The organism is Nocardia sp. NPDC004604 (assembly GCF_040609795.1).
Lineage (GTDB): Bacteria > Actinomycetota > Actinomycetes > Mycobacteriales > Mycobacteriaceae > Nocardia.
Genome location: NZ_JBEXLC010000035.1, coordinates 1 through 13758 on the forward strand (window position 1 = coordinate 1; position 13758 = coordinate 13758).

Sequence of the window (13758 nt, forward strand, 5' to 3'; positions counted from 1 at the left end):
CGGCCGATGCGGCCGACAAGGTGACCCGCAGGCGCGCCGAACGGCTTCGGCTGCAGGCCATCCGGATGCCGGATGTCATTGCCGGACACTGGGAACCGGTCGCCGAGGCGCCCGCACTCACCGCCGACGAGAGCCTGACCGGCATCGGTGTCTGCCCCGGTGTGGTGGAGGGCCGGGTGAAGCTGGTGCTGTCGCTGGACGACGATATCGAGCCCGGTGACATTCTGGTCGCCGCGGTGACCGATACCGGGCACACTGCCATGTTCGCCTACGCCGCCGCGGTGATCACCGATATCGGCGGCTCCGCATCGCATGCTGCGATCGTCGCTCGCGAGTTCGGCATTCCGTGTGTCGTCGACACCAAGACCGCCACCACCCGGCTCGCCGATGGTCAGCGCGTGCGCGTGGACGGTGCGGCCGGGACGGTCACCCTGCTCGCCGACTGAGCCCGGCTCGAAGCTTGGGCCGCGGACCTCTTGCGGCCCATGATGAAAGGAACACCCCTCGTGAAGAATTCGCGCGCTTACCGCGGCGCTGTCGCGGCCGCCGCCGCAGTGCTCGTCGGCGTCCTCCCGGCGCTGGCCGGTCCGGCATCGGCGGGTCCGGCGCTATCGGGTCCGGCCGCGCCCGTCCTCCTCTCCCCGGGCCAGGCCGATCGGCCGATGGGTCTGGCGCATGCGCCGAATGCCCGCGATATCGGCGGCTATCCGGCCAAGGGCGGCAGCAAGCTCGCGACCGGCGTCGTCTACCGCTCCGACGCGCTGGCCAAACTCGGTGCGAGCGACCAGCAGAAGCTGGTGTCGTTCAATATCAGTCAGGTCATCGACTTCCGCAGCCCGACCGAAACCGGTCGCGATCCGGATCAGCTCCCGGCCGCCATTCGCCGAACCGAGCAGCCGGTCTACGATCCCGCCAATGACTTCTACCTCATGGTGGCGCGACTGATCCAGGCCGGACCGGCCGCGCAGCAGGAGGCGCTCGGCGGCGGCAAGGCCGCCCAGATCATGCGCGATTACTACGGCTGGTTCGTCTCGAATCCGTCCGCACGCGCCCAATTCGCGCAGGCGTTCAGGGATATTGCGACCGCGCAGGGTGCGGTGCTGTACCACTGCACGGCGGGCAAGGACCGCACCGGCTGGATGACCGCGATCCTGATGAGCGCACTGGATGTGCCGAAGGGGCAGATCTACAGCGACTTCCTGGATTCCAATGACAATTTGGCGGCCGGGAACAAGGCGCTGCTCGATGGGCTCGTCGCCCAGGGGCTGGTGACCGATCGCGCACTGTGGGAACCCATTCTCGGTGTGCAGCGCGACTTCCTGGACGTGGCCTTCGATCAGGTCCAGACGTCGTACGGGTCGTTCGACCGGTTCCTCAGTGACGGTCTCGGGGTCGACGCTGCGACGCTCGACGCACTGCGGGCGAAGCTGCTCACGAAGAACTGAGCCGCGGATGCCGTTGCTGGACACTGTGATCCAGCACGTGCCGGTGTCGCCGCGACGGCGACACCGGCACTCTCGCGGCCTACCCGGACGCGGTGAATCGCGCGGCCGCGTCGCCGCGCACACTCCCTGCGGGCAGTGTCCGCCCGCACAACACCAGCAGCAGATCTTGAGCCGAGCCCGCGAGCACCGACCCAGTGCCGTAACTGAAGTCGAGATCGTCGGCCCGCAATTCGATCCCGTCCAGGTCGACGCCGAAATACTTGACACTCCTCGGCGAGAGTGCGCCGAGCACCAAACGCATCCGATCCGCCGGAACCACCCGGTCCAGCCCCAACGCGACGGTGATATCCAAGCCGTGGATGACGTCATGACTCAGCGCACCCGCGAACCCGCCACCCGGCGGCTTCCACGGATGAGTCACGTTATCCCGCACCGCGGCTATCAGGTCATCGGCCGTGAGCACCGCGGCGTCGGCTCGTGCCGTCTTATCCGCCATCCTGTTGAAATTCCCACGCGCCTTGAGCATTTCGAGTGCGAATCTCGGTGTGGTCAGCCGAAACGGCATGGTGATATGCGCGACGACCTCCCGCACCCGCCACCCGGCGCACAATGTCGGTTCATCCCACTGCCCGGCATCAAGCCCACCGAGCAGATCCGCCAACTCACCCCGCTCGGCCTCGATCGCCTTACGCACCTCGGTATCTGTCATCGAGCCTCCTCCGCCCGTCCATACGGTCCTTTCCATGATCTGAGACGGACCTGCGCCCGGAAATTCATCGGTTGGCGTTTCGCTGGGCGGTGAGGAAGGTGCCCGCGTGGATGGTGGTGCCGAAACCCGGGGCGAATTCGCCGTATTCGTAGAGGAGACGGCCGCCGACGATGGTGGCGGCGACGGCGCGATCATCTCAGCACCTCGCATCCACTCGGGTATCCGGTACTACCGGTATCTCCTACATGGTCGCACGAGCCGGAGGGCTCTCGCGAAAACAAATATCAGGCGACCTTGAGTCCGGCATAGGTGGCCGCCAGCAGTCCGCCGACGATGCCGAGGCCGAGCAGCGGGCCGAGCGTGGCGACGGTGAGGCAGCCAAGGCCGATCAGCGCCGCACCGGTCAGCGAGGTCACCATGGGCGCGGAACGCGACATCAGCCCGAAGAACTCGGTGGGCTCGGTGTGCTCGGGTTCGCAGGGCGGTTCGCCGCCGTGGACGAAACCGACGACACCGGGCAGCCGCCGGTTCACCAGGGCCGCACCGTGCCCGCCCTTGATGTAGCGCACCTGCAGCGTGCCGGGCGGAACGGAGTCGAATCCGGTGAATCCGCCGACACCGACATCGCGCATACCGAGCCCACGCAGGGCGCTGCACAGCCAGGCGACCGGTTTATCGGCGCTCGCGCACACATTGACCAGGGTGCGGATCTGCCCGTTGTCGGCGCATTTCACCCAGTCGAATTCGCGGGGCAGCACACTGCCCGCCAGGAAGACATTGTGGAATTCCAGCGCCGGAATCTGCTCGAGCGATTGTCCGAACAAATAGGTGCCGTTGCTGTGACCGACGAAGTGGAACGGAACGTCGGGATGCCGGGCCCGATAGTAGCTGTACTGATCGGCGAACCAGCGCAGATTGCGTCGCCGGGTGAACGGCAATGCGAAGTCGTAGGCCGACAGCCGCCCGTACGACGGGGTCACCACCAGCACGTCCTTCTCGAACTCGTGCAGTTTGGACTCGAGTTGGGTCGGCCATTCACCATTGCCGGACCGAATTCCGTGCAGTGCGAACACAACCGACTTGATGGTTGCCTCGTGCTCGGGCAGTGGGCTCGGATCGGTGGCGGCGACATCCTCGGTAATGGCCCAGCGCAGGATGTCGTAGCGCTGCCCGGGGTAGTCCTCGCGGACCTTGCGTCCGGTGCACGCGATATCGCCGTGCGTCGAATTGGGCATCAGCTTCTGTACGCCGGTGGGCAGCGATTCCAGATCGCGGCTGTCCTCGCGGTCCACCGCCCAATCATTCGTGGCGCGCACCTGCACGACGGTCGGCGCCTTCTTGCCGAGATCGGATATTTCGCGCAGCCATTGGATGCGCAGGTTGGTGATGAACGGTGTGCCGCAGAGCAGGTCGAACACGGTGAACATCCGCAGCAGCGGCGCCAGCAGCTTCGCCGCCACCCGGCACGGCCATGGCGCGCGGTCGAGATCTATGCCGCGGTTCGGCGCGGCCAGCAGCACGATGCGGGTGACCGCATCGGCCCAGGCCAATTGCGGGCCGTCGAGACCGCGCAGTGCCTGTAGGAAGGCGTAGCGGAGCATGACGCCGCCGATGCTGTGTCCGATGAGGACGATCTCCGAGGTCCGGCGCGGTCCGCTCCAGTACGCGTCGATGCGATCGGCGAGATCGCGGCAGCGTGCGGTCAGACTGCCCCGACTCAGCCGGGTGACCGGCTCCGGGAACTGCCAGTAGACGGCCTCGTCGGGCCCGTATCCCGGCTCGTGTCGCAGCTTGTTGAACAGGTCCTTGGCCGCGTGCGGCGGTTCGGAAAGACCGGCGACGTAGACGACGAGCCGACGTCGCGGTGGGTGCGCGGATTCCATGATGATCCCCCGGGTACGGTGCCGCCGATCCTCACTCGACAGCAGGTGGAAATGCTTGTACTACAACATCGCGAATTCGGCCACCTGCGTTTCGCGCGCTGCGGTATTTGCGCTGCTAGGCGGCGTTCTCATCGAGCGAAGACGGCCCGTTGTGCGCGCTCGTACTCGGCTCGGATGCGCCGACCGATCGCCCCGCCGTCGCCGGCTACGTGAACCTCGCCGGCGGTGCGTGCGGTCCATTGCGGTGGCCGCTCCGAGCCGCCGAGGGCCCATGCCGCCTGCCGGGCGGCTCCGAGCGCGACGTACTCGTTCGGCTCGGGCACGATAACCGTGACCCCGATGATCTGGGCGGCGAGTTCGGCGACCAGACGGGAGCGGGCCGCACCGCCGATGAGCAGTACGCGGTGGATCGGTATTCCGATGGCGCGCAGGCGGTCGAGCGCGTCGGCCATATTGCAGAGCATGCCCTCGAACGCTGCGCGGGCAATATGGCTGGGGCGCAGGGTTTCCGGTCGCAGACCGTGCAGACTGCCGGTGGCGTGCGGCAGATTCGGGGTGCGTTCCCCGGACAGGTAGGGCAGGAGTACGACCCCTTCCGCACCCGGGGGTGCCTGGCGCGCAAGGGTTTCCAACCCGGGCAGGTCCACGCCGAGCAGGGCGGCGGTGGAATCCAGTATCCGGGCGGCATTGAGCGTGCAGACCAGCGGCAGGAAAGCGCCGGTCGCATCGGCGAATCCGGCGATTGCTCCGGCGGCGTCGGCGCTGGGCGCTGCGGCCCGGGTGTAGACAGTGCCGCTGGTGCCCAGTGACATCACGACATCACCGTACTCGATGCCCAAACCGAGTGCGGCGCCGGCATTGTCACCGGTGCCCGCCGCGACCAGCGCGCCGGCGGGCGTGCGTCCGACCACTTCGGCCGGTCCGGCGACGCGGGGGAGTTCCGGCGTGCGGCCCCGGAAAGCCAGCGCCAGGAGGTCGTTGCGATAGGCCCCGGTCGCGGGCGACCAGTAGCCGGTGCCCGACGCCTCGCCGCGGTCGGTGGTCGGTTCGACCGTGCGATCCGACGGCCCACCCCGCAGCCGCCAGGTGAGATAGTCGTGTGGCAGCAGCACCCGGTGTGTCCGGTCGGCGTGTGCGGGTTCGTGATCGGCCAGCCAGCGCAGTTTGGCGACGATGAACGCGGCCAAGGGCACACTGCCGACGGCATCGGCCCACGGCTGCGGGCCGCCGAGTTCGGCGATCAACTCCTCGGCCGCGTGTGCCGAGCGAATATCGTTCCACAGCAACGCATCCCGTACCGGCTGGCCGTCGGCGTCGAGTGCGACCAGCCCCTGTTGCTGACCCGCCACCGCCACCGCATCGGTCCGATCGAGCAATCCGTCGCCCGCCGAACACAGTGCCTGCCACCAGGATTCCGCGGAAACCTCGGTGCCATCCGGGTGCGGGGCGTATGCCTGCGCCAAGATCTCGCCGGTATCGGCATCACAGCGGACGACCTTGCAGGATTGGGTGGAGCTGTCGACTCCGACGACGGTGGCCATCAGGCGGACACCCCGCCGGAATCCCGATCCGGTCGAATCTGGATCTTGCGACCGGTGCCGTCACGGAAAGTCTGTAGCGCATCGGCGAATTCGGGCAAACCGAAGCCGTGGGTGATCATGGTGTCGGCATCGATCACCCCCTTGCCCATGAGTTCGACCGCGCGCCCGAAACTGTGCAGCACCGCCATCGAACCCACGATGGTGATCTCGTCGTGGTAGATCCGAAACGGCGAAATCGATGCGGTCGCCGTCCCCGGCGCCACGCCGAACTGCTGGAACACCCCGCCTCGGCGCACCCGGCCGAGCCCATCCTCGATGGCGGCGATCGCGCCGGTGCAGTCGATGACCACCTCCCAGCCCTGCGGGCGGTCGAATTCGTCGGCGGTGGTCGCGGTGGCATCGGCGAACTCGTGGCCCGGCACGATCGGATAGGGCGTCGGCGGGAACTCGCCGTCGACAATGTGCACATCGGTACCGCAGATCCCGACCGCGTCCACCCGGACCACGACCTGGCCGGGACCGGGTGTCGGATCCGGCACCGTCCGCACCGAGAAATTCCGTGGCGTCTCGATCACGACCGCACGCATAGCACTACCTTGCACCCGGACACCGGCATCGCGTCGCATTTCGCCCCGCCGCACCGCGGATTTCCGGATGAGGCAGACTGTCGCGGTGAGCGACGACCCGGACCGGCACGCCGACGTGCACGTCCGCACGGGCGACGGAACCACATTGCCCGCCCTGACGGATCCGCTGCTGGACGATCTGCTGCACGCACAACCCGACCTTGACTGCCCCGCGATCGTGGTCAGCCGCGGCGAGCACGCCTACATCCAGGCTCGCCTGCTGCCCGACAACGTCTACGAACTGGAGCACCGCGCGGACGGGGCGGGCGACTGCTTCCAGATGTACACCCCCGACGCCCGGCTGGTGCGTGATGTGATGTGGGCGTGGATCGACGAGGACCCTTGGTGGTGTGACGGCGTCGGGTGGTATCGCGTCGACCCGGCGGTCGCGGAATTGGAAGCCACCCGTCGCGAGCTGTCCGGCCTGCTGGACGGGTTGTCGATGATGGACGGCATCGAATCGGCGATGGACGATGCCCTGTCCCGCGCCGATGAGCTACTCGCGATGGAACTGCCGGATGACGAGGACCTAAGCCCGCACTAGGCCCTGATACCACAGCGCCGTCGTCGCGATATCCGCGTTTTCCAGCGGCAGGTACGTGCCGTCGTCATGCCAGCCGAGCGCCTGCATTGTCACGCGCAACTCCCGCTGGTAGCAGATGGGATCGCGGATATGCCAGCGATACATGCCGAATCGCTGCTGTGGCCGGTAGATCTCATCCGACGGCAGCACCTGGTGCAGTCCGAGGTAGGGCGTCGAATAGGTGCGGTAGGCGCCGTCGAGGTCGAAGTTCCAGGCGCCGCCGAAGTAGTCCTCGGTGCCGGTGCCGCACAGCGTCGGATGGGTGGTGTCGCCGTCGAGGTAGAACTTCAGCTCGCCCTCACCCCACCAGCCCGGTGCGCCCGGCCGGATGGCCAGGTAGGTGCCGACATACCGGCCCGGTCCGGGCACCGTGTCGAGGATGGTGTGCACGGCGGGCGCGCCCAGCGGTGTGCCGGTGCGCCGCAGCGCGTGCAGATATCCGGCGTCCGCAGGGACGTCCTGCTCGGTGTAGGTGAACTGGTAGTAGACCGGAACCGCACGCGCACTGCCATTGTGCAGGGTGATCCTGGCGTGCGCGCGAAAAGGCATGGGCCAGTAGCTGTTCAGGCCTCCGGCCGGGGCGACGACCACCATTTCCGATCGCACCAGCGCCAATTCGTCCCAGCCATTGCAGAAGAAGTCGCCGAGCGGCAGCTCGATCGCGGGCCGTGCCTCGGCGTCCCAATACATGCGCAGGGTGATCATCCCGAGCGCGCTGCGGTCGGTGGTGAGCCAGCAGTGCCGGAGTACACCGGGGCCGGAAATATCTGCCAGCGTTGCGGTTTCGCCCGCCGCCAGGTGAATGGAGGGTGAGACTTTCCAGCCGGGGCCGAGCAGCCGCGCCGCGTGTGCGCCGGTGCCATCGGTCGCGCGAGCACCCGCACCGGGGGCGCCGGTCGGATTCTCCGCACTGATCGAGCGGGTGCGCGCGGCATCCAGGCGCCAGAGTTCCGACTCCGGCGCGCTCACAGCCCCGGCCAGCCGTATCGGTCGGTCACCGCCGCGTGGCCCGCGCGCTTCTGGTAGGTGAAGCCGGTCTGCGGCTGTTCGGGTTCGCCGGCCGACACGCTGGCCGAGAGCTCGGCCAGCTCGCGCCGGAACTGGTCCATATCCAGCCAGAGGATCTGCTGCACCAGTTCCTCCATCGATTCGGCGGCCATCGCTCCGGCCTCCGAGTACACAAGCAGGCCCTCGCGGAAGGCCATGAGGGTCGGATACGCCTCGATCTTGGCCACTTGGGTCAGATGCTGTTCGGCGTCGATATCGACCGTGCCGTAGACGATCTCGGGGTGCAGGTCCGAGGATGCCTCGAAGACCTCGGCGAAGCGGCGCGATGGCTCGCACCATTGCGCGCCCCAGTCGATCAGCACGATATGACTGTTCGCGACGGTCGCGTCGAAGTTATTTCGGGTCAGGGTCATGGTCGGCATCGAGATCCCTCGCGATCACTGTCCTATCGGCAACCTTGCATCCTCGCACAGGCACGGGCTTATGGGGGAGGTGCGGATCGGTGCTGTTCCGCCGCAAGGAAATGCGCGATATGCCTGGTGGATTCGTACATCTCGCGGTAGCGCTGGTAGTACGCAGCGTAAATTGCTCCGCGCTCCGGATCGGGTTCCACCACGCCGATGACGGGGTTCCAGCCCGCGGTATCGACGCCGACGGCCGCCGCCGCGAGCAGGGCGTCGCCGAGGCAGGCCCCGACGGTATCGGCCGGGAGTTGCTGCGGCAGGCCGGTCACATCGGTGACGATCTGGGTCCACAGCCCACCCTTGGTGCCGCCGCCTACCGCGACCAGCCGTTGCGCCTGCCCGCCCGCGGCAGTCATCGCCTCGAGGTTGTGCCGCACGCCGTAGGCAATGCCCTCCAGCACCGCCCGATACAGCTCCGCACGTCCGTGTCCGAGGGTGAGACCGGCGATTATGCCCCTGGCGTCCGGATCGAACAGCGGTGTGCGCTCGCCCGCGAAATAGGGCAACGCGAGCAGGCCGCGACTGCCCGCGGGGACCTCGGCGGCCTCGGCCACGAGTTCGGCGAAGTCGCCGCCGACGAGTCTGCGCAGCCAATCCGTGACCGCGCCCGAGGTCGCCATGCCCGCCGCCGATGTGTAGGTGCCCGGCCAGGCTCCGCAGGTGAGCCACAGTCCGGGATGCGGTCGCGGATCGGTGAGCACCTGCACGAGGAACATGGTGGTGCCGTACATGATCATCGCATCGCCGGGTGCGCGGACGCCGACGCTGGCGGCCTCGGCCCAGGCGTCGATGGTTCCAGTGGTGACCGGGAGTCCGGCGGGTAGTCCGGTTGCTGCCGCGGCGGCCGCGCTCACCCGTCCGACAATCTCAGTGGGCCAGAACAATTCGGGCAATGCCAGACCCGGTGCGACGGCAGCCGCCCAGTCCCACGCCCAATTACGTTGGCGCAGATCATATATCGGCACGCACTGGCTGGCCGATTGATGGTCGAGCACATAGCGGCCGGTAAGTCGATGCACCAGAAATGAACTCGCCATCAACAGCATGGTGGTGCGAGCCGCGACCTGTGGCTCATGGCGGGCCAGCCAGCGCAATTTGGGGCCGACGGCCTGGCTGGTCAAAGGGGAACCGCCGCGCTCGAGCACCGCGGCTGCACCGAATTCCTGATTCAGTTCGGCGATTTCGGCGGTAGCCCTGGTATCTACGCCATAGAGGATGGCCGGGCGCAGCGGAGTTCCGTTGGCGTCGGCGGGCAGCAGGCAGGGGCCGATCCCGGATACGCCGAGTGCGTCGAGGGTCGCGCCGCCGGCCGCGTCGAGGAGTTCGCGGATGATCGCGCAGAATTCCGCCCACCAAATCCCTTCGGCATCATGTTCGAACCAACCCGGTCGCGGCGTCGAAACGCCGTGTGTACATTCGGATCTGGCGATGACGGTGCCGTCCGGCCGGACCAGCACGCCCTTGGAACCGGAGGTTCCGATATCAACTCCGAGGAACATATCCGGCCCTCCTGTTCGTGGAGCTCGTCATCGGGTGAATTCGTCGACGGTGATATCGAGGAGATCGCAGGCGGCTCGGACCGGTGCCCGATGATCGCCGGGGACCGCGTGAATATGGTTGGCGCCGAAGCGGGACAGAAAATCTCCGGCATGTGCGTCCAAGCGGGCGAAGGCATGTGGCCATTCCCAGGTGGACTGCTTCATCAGTGCTTCGTTGGTCGCCGGGTCGTAGGTTTCGAAATCGCCCAGCATCAACTGCATTCTATAGTCGCCGTCCTTGCGGGTGAGGCGGGCCAGGGTCATACGGCCGGGTGCGGCCAGATGGTGCACGGAGGCACCGCCCGCCGGGAAGAAGAACACCTCCGGATATAGATGCACATTGGCCAGGTTTTCGTGCGGATCCTCGCTGCGGGCCGCGAACCAGGTGGCGTGTTGGCCGGAGTTGCACAGATCCCAGATATCGCGGTCCGCGTGATAGTGCCGGACATCGGCGAAGAGCACCGGGGTGTGCGCGATTCGATGGAGCAGCTGCATGGTGAGCGCGCCGTCCATATCTGCTTCGGTCGCGCACACATGGGGTTGTTTGGGGCCGTTCCAATCGTAGGGATCATTGAGGAACGCCTCGGTGATATCCATGGTCGCGAAGTACTGGGTGAGTTCGGGCTGACCCTTGATACCGGAGAAGTCCAGGCGCCATTCGGCGATCAGTTCGCGCACCGCCAGATATGAGCGGATCTGTCGTTCCAGCAATTCCGGGGTGAGTTTCACGCCGTCGTAGTGCACACCAGCGGTATTGCGCTCCAACCACTCTCGCGCCCCCTTTGCCTCCCCGGCATCGGCCGATTCGGCGCGGCGCACGATCTCCCACTGGTCTATTTCCTCGACATCGATGCCGAACATGCGCTGCCACTGATCGGTATTGGCCACGGCCGTATTCATCCCCATCGGGCGACCGCCGAAGCGCCCGAAAGTGCTGCCGCGCAAACTGGATACGGCCGCCGCCGCGGTGGCCCGGATGCCGATCGCCGCGATCAGCTCGGTATCGGCCGGATCGCCCCATAACCGGGCGTGCGCGCGGCCGATCTGATCGAGTGCACCGCCCGCGGCCAGCATGCCGACCATGCCGGGCTGCACCGGATCGATATTGGACAGCAGCAGTAGCGGCCCCGGCGTTGCCCCCGCGGCCAGCATGGTGAAGTGCGGGAATGCCCAGACCGCGTAGTGCAGCACGGTGAGATCCACACCGGCGGCGGCCACTTCACGGGCCACCGATCCGGCCAATGCGTTCGTACTGATCGGCGCCGCGCCGCGGACCACCTCGTGTCCGGCCGCCTGCAATCCGGCGACCAGCCGATCCTCCGTCGATTCGATGAATTCCGCGATGCCGGCGTGCACGTAGTCACGCCCATCGGAAATGCTCATAACCCCGATCCGCGCCATCCCGACCGCCTCCCAACGCGCAGGCCCCCTCCAGGATTATCCATCCGGAGGGGGTGGCGGGTGGTCCGCTTCGGGGCAGCGGGTCAGCGGTCGTTATCCACCGGTGATGTTCGGCCGTCGACCAGCTCCGCGGTGATCGCGTTCAGGCGCCGGGCCCGGGCCGGGTCGAAGTCCGTGCCAGCCAGGGGCAGTCGCGTGCGGCGCCGGAAGGCCGCGAGCGGTTCGGTCGGCGGATGGTCGATCAGCTCAGCGATGGGGACGATGGCCTTGTGCACCGGTTGCCCGGCGACCAGCAGCCATGCCTTGGTGAGCAGACGGTGCATCATTGGCAGCGGATCGGCCATGGCGGTGCGCACCATCAGCGGGTTGTAGAGCACATATCGGGTGCGTGCCCCCGGATGGCGTTGCGGAAATGCCGCGCCGAGCAGGTCGATGCAGCGTGAGGACTGCATGGACGCGCGCATTCCGCGATAGCCGTCGCGCAGCTGCAGGTCATCCCATTCGATGGTGCCGGGAAGTCCACCGGGGCCCGCGATATTCATGATGACCGGTGCGGTGGCGCGTTCGAGTGCGTCGAAGAATCCGTGCCCGAGGACATATCGGCTCAGATACAACAGCGCGAAGGTGTATTCGAAACCGTCGGCGGTCTCCTGGCGTACCGACCGGAAGTTCTGCGCGCCGAATACCAGTCCGTCGACGGTGTCGGTGACGGCCTCGACCTCAGCGAGCACCTTTCGCATCCCGGCGACCGTGCTGAGATCGGCCTGTACGAAGACGGCCCGGGCGGCGGCGCCGAGCGCGGCGGCCTCGCTCAGGAATCGGGCGCCTTTGGCCGCACCGCTGGCCACCGCGACCACCCGGTCGCCGCGGCCGAGGAAGTGCAGCCCCAAACCCTTGCCCATGCCGTCGGTCCCGCCGGTTATCACGTAGGTGCGCATCGAATCGCTTCTCCTCGAGTCAATTTCGGTTGAGTCACCGGCCGGTGACATCGAGGCTAGGAAGCGTGGATCGGGCAAGTCAACAATTGATGACTTACGCTGACTTCATGACCGAAACCGCAGCGCCGGGCCGTCGGCGCGACCGTGCCGCCACCCGATCCGCACTGCTGGACGCCGCTCGAATCCGGTTCGCCACCATCGGATTCGACCGCACCGGCATCCGTGATATCGCAGGTGATGTCGGAGTGGATCCGGCGCTGGTGTTCCGCTACTTCGTTTCTAAGGAACAGCTCTACGCCGAGGCGATGTACCTCGAGATCCCGAAAGGGGTTGCTGCCGACCCGCATCGACCGGTGGTGTCCATCGTCGATGCGCTGCTGCGCGATGTCGTGTTCGAGGATTGGCCTGCCTTCGGTGGTGAGCATCCGCTGCTGGCGATGTTGCGGTCTTCGGGCCATGCGGCCGTGCGCGACCAATTGCGCGCCCAGCTCTGCGATGGCTACCTGCGGGACATGACCGCGCGCCTGGACGGTCCCGATGCCGCCCTGCGCGCCGAATTGATCGGTGCGGTGCTGCTGGGTCTGGGGGTGATGCGCGCTGTGGTCGGCGCGCCCGCGGTGTCCGGGGCGACCTTCGAGCAGACCAGGGCGCTGGTGGCGGATATGGTCCGGGCGGTCAGCGCGGGACGGACGCGGTGACGGAGGGCGGGTTCGGGAAGGTGAGTGGTGCCAGATGCACACCGCCCTGGGCCCAGCCCGCGCTGGTGATCCACCAGCGGTCATCGTCGCGGACGAGTTCGGCGGCGTGGGCGGCGATATGGCCCGCTTTGTCGCCGATACGGAACTGGTAGGGGGTGTCGCTGCGGAATACGTCGGTTCCGAGGTAATGCGGGCGTGGACCGATGAACAGGTACCACCGGCCGCCGTGCTGCACGACGAACGGCGATTCGGTATTGCCCGCCTCGGTGCCGCTACTCGGGTCCGTATAGGCGATATGCCGATCGCCCCAGTGCACCAGGTCCCCGGAGGTGCGATAGGCGACCACATGGTGACCGCCGCGCGGTGCGCTGGTGGCGCAGTAGTACATGACCCACTGCTCGCCGATCCGCAAAACCATCGGGTCCCTGGCGTCGTAGCCGTCGCGGAACAGTGGCCCGGACCGGCTGCGGGTCCAGTGGTACAGATCGCGCGAGGTGGCCAGATTCATCGCGGCGGCGGTCCGATCGACGCCGCCGCCCGCGTAGAACATGTAGTACCGGCCGCCGACGCCGATGACATGCGGTGCCCACAGATGTGTCTCGCCGTAATCGCGATCCACGGTCAGGGCGGGCGCCTGCTTGGTCCATGGTCCGTGCAGCCGGTGTGCGGTGGCGTGGGCGAATTCGATTTCGTGGAACGGGTCGGCCGGTTCCGGATGGGTGATGCCGAACAGATGCCAGCGACCCGATGCGTCGCGAACCACGGTGTGGTCGTTGATGTACCACGGGTGCGGCTCACCGGCACTGGGGTCGTACACCCTCGCGAACGCGCCGGCCCGCACCACCTCGCGCGTTGCCATACGCTCATGATGCCGGGGGCAGGCCCCGCCGAGGCGGGGTCCGAGACATTGAGATGTGGTGTCAC

The 13758-nt window shown here is 67.2% G+C and carries 14 protein-coding genes; 4 read left to right on the forward strand and 10 right to left on the reverse strand.

All coding sequences use genetic code 11. The features are described from left to right. On the forward strand, window positions 1–446 hold a 446-nt coding region (locus tag ABZW16_RS15250; RefSeq protein ID WP_354956155.1), incomplete at its 5' end, for a PEP-utilizing enzyme. A gap of 60 nt (window positions 447–506) precedes the next feature. Continuing rightward, on the forward strand, window positions 507–1445 hold the full coding sequence (locus ABZW16_RS15255; RefSeq protein ID WP_354956158.1) for a tyrosine-protein phosphatase: 939 nt from the start codon (window positions 507–509) through the stop codon (window positions 1443–1445). 79 nt (window positions 1446–1524) lie between these two features. Here ABZW16_RS15255 and ABZW16_RS15260 read toward each other — a convergent pair whose 3' ends face one another. The 4 genes from ABZW16_RS15260 to ABZW16_RS15275 form a co-directional block, all read right to left on the reverse strand. Further along, entirely contained in the window at window positions 1525–2154 is a 630-nt protein-coding gene (locus tag ABZW16_RS15260; RefSeq protein WP_354956160.1) for a maleylpyruvate isomerase family mycothiol-dependent enzyme, read from the reverse strand. A gap of 284 nt (window positions 2155–2438) precedes the next feature. Then, window positions 2439–4037, reverse strand: coding sequence for a hypothetical protein (locus ABZW16_RS15265; protein WP_354956162.1), 1599 nt, complete (start codon window positions 4035–4037; stop codon window positions 2439–2441). Between the two features lie 128 nt (window positions 4038–4165). Beyond that, window positions 4166–5578, reverse strand: a complete 1413-nt coding sequence (xylB, locus tag ABZW16_RS15270; RefSeq protein WP_354956164.1) for a xylulokinase — start codon at window positions 5576–5578, stop codon at window positions 4166–4168. Continuing rightward, window positions 5578–6165: an alcohol dehydrogenase catalytic domain-containing protein gene (locus ABZW16_RS15275; protein WP_354956166.1), complete on the reverse strand. Its 588-nt coding sequence runs from the start codon at window positions 6163–6165 to the stop codon at window positions 5578–5580. The genes xylB and ABZW16_RS15275 overlap by 1 nt, the downstream gene beginning before the upstream one ends. Window positions 6166–6232: 67 nt before the next feature. Here ABZW16_RS15275 and ABZW16_RS15280 point away from each other — a divergent pair, with 67 nt between their 5' ends. Next, the gene (locus ABZW16_RS15280) at window positions 6233–6748 is read left to right on the forward strand and encodes a hypothetical protein (protein WP_354956168.1); all 516 of its coding nucleotides are present in this window, start codon (window positions 6233–6235) and stop codon (window positions 6746–6748) included. On the opposite strand, the gene ABZW16_RS15285 is transcribed toward ABZW16_RS15280, so the two are convergent. The 5 genes from ABZW16_RS15285 to ABZW16_RS15305 all read right to left on the reverse strand — a co-directional run bounded on the left by ABZW16_RS15285 (window position 6734) and on the right by ABZW16_RS15305 (window position 12136). Beyond that, a complete protein-coding gene (locus tag ABZW16_RS15285; protein WP_354956170.1) occupies window positions 6734–7756 on the reverse strand; it encodes a glycoside hydrolase family 172 protein in 1023 nt (340 codons plus the stop codon). The two genes, ABZW16_RS15280 and ABZW16_RS15285, sit on opposite strands and share 15 nt — an antisense overlap. Further along, entirely contained in the window at window positions 7753–8217 is a 465-nt protein-coding gene (locus ABZW16_RS15290) for a thioredoxin family protein (protein WP_354956172.1), read from the reverse strand. The genes ABZW16_RS15285 and ABZW16_RS15290 overlap by 4 nt, the downstream gene beginning before the upstream one ends. A 59-nt stretch (window positions 8218–8276) precedes the next feature. After that, entirely contained in the window at window positions 8277–9758 is a 1482-nt protein-coding gene (locus tag ABZW16_RS15295) for an FGGY-family carbohydrate kinase (RefSeq protein ID WP_354956174.1), read from the reverse strand. Window positions 9759–9785: 27 nt separating this feature from the next. Further along, window positions 9786–11198, reverse strand: a complete 1413-nt coding sequence (locus ABZW16_RS15300) for an L-fucose/L-arabinose isomerase family protein (protein WP_354956176.1) — start codon at window positions 11196–11198, stop codon at window positions 9786–9788. Window positions 11199–11281: 83 nt separating this feature from the next. Beyond that, window positions 11282–12136: an SDR family NAD(P)-dependent oxidoreductase gene (locus ABZW16_RS15305; protein WP_354956178.1), complete on the reverse strand. Its 855-nt coding sequence runs from the start codon at window positions 12134–12136 to the stop codon at window positions 11282–11284. 107 nt (window positions 12137–12243) lie between these two features. Here ABZW16_RS15305 and ABZW16_RS15310 point away from each other — a divergent pair, with 107 nt between their 5' ends. Continuing rightward, window positions 12244–12834 (forward strand): TetR family transcriptional regulator, encoded by a 591-nt coding sequence (locus ABZW16_RS15310; protein WP_354956180.1) that lies wholly within the window; start codon window positions 12244–12246, stop codon window positions 12832–12834. On the opposite strand, the gene ABZW16_RS15315 is transcribed toward ABZW16_RS15310, so the two are convergent. Beyond that, a complete protein-coding gene (locus ABZW16_RS15315; RefSeq protein ID WP_354956182.1) occupies window positions 12812–13693 on the reverse strand; it encodes a glycosyl hydrolase family 32 in 882 nt (293 codons plus the stop codon). The genes ABZW16_RS15310 and ABZW16_RS15315 overlap by 23 nt on opposite strands. Window positions 13694–13758 lie beyond the last annotated feature (65 nt).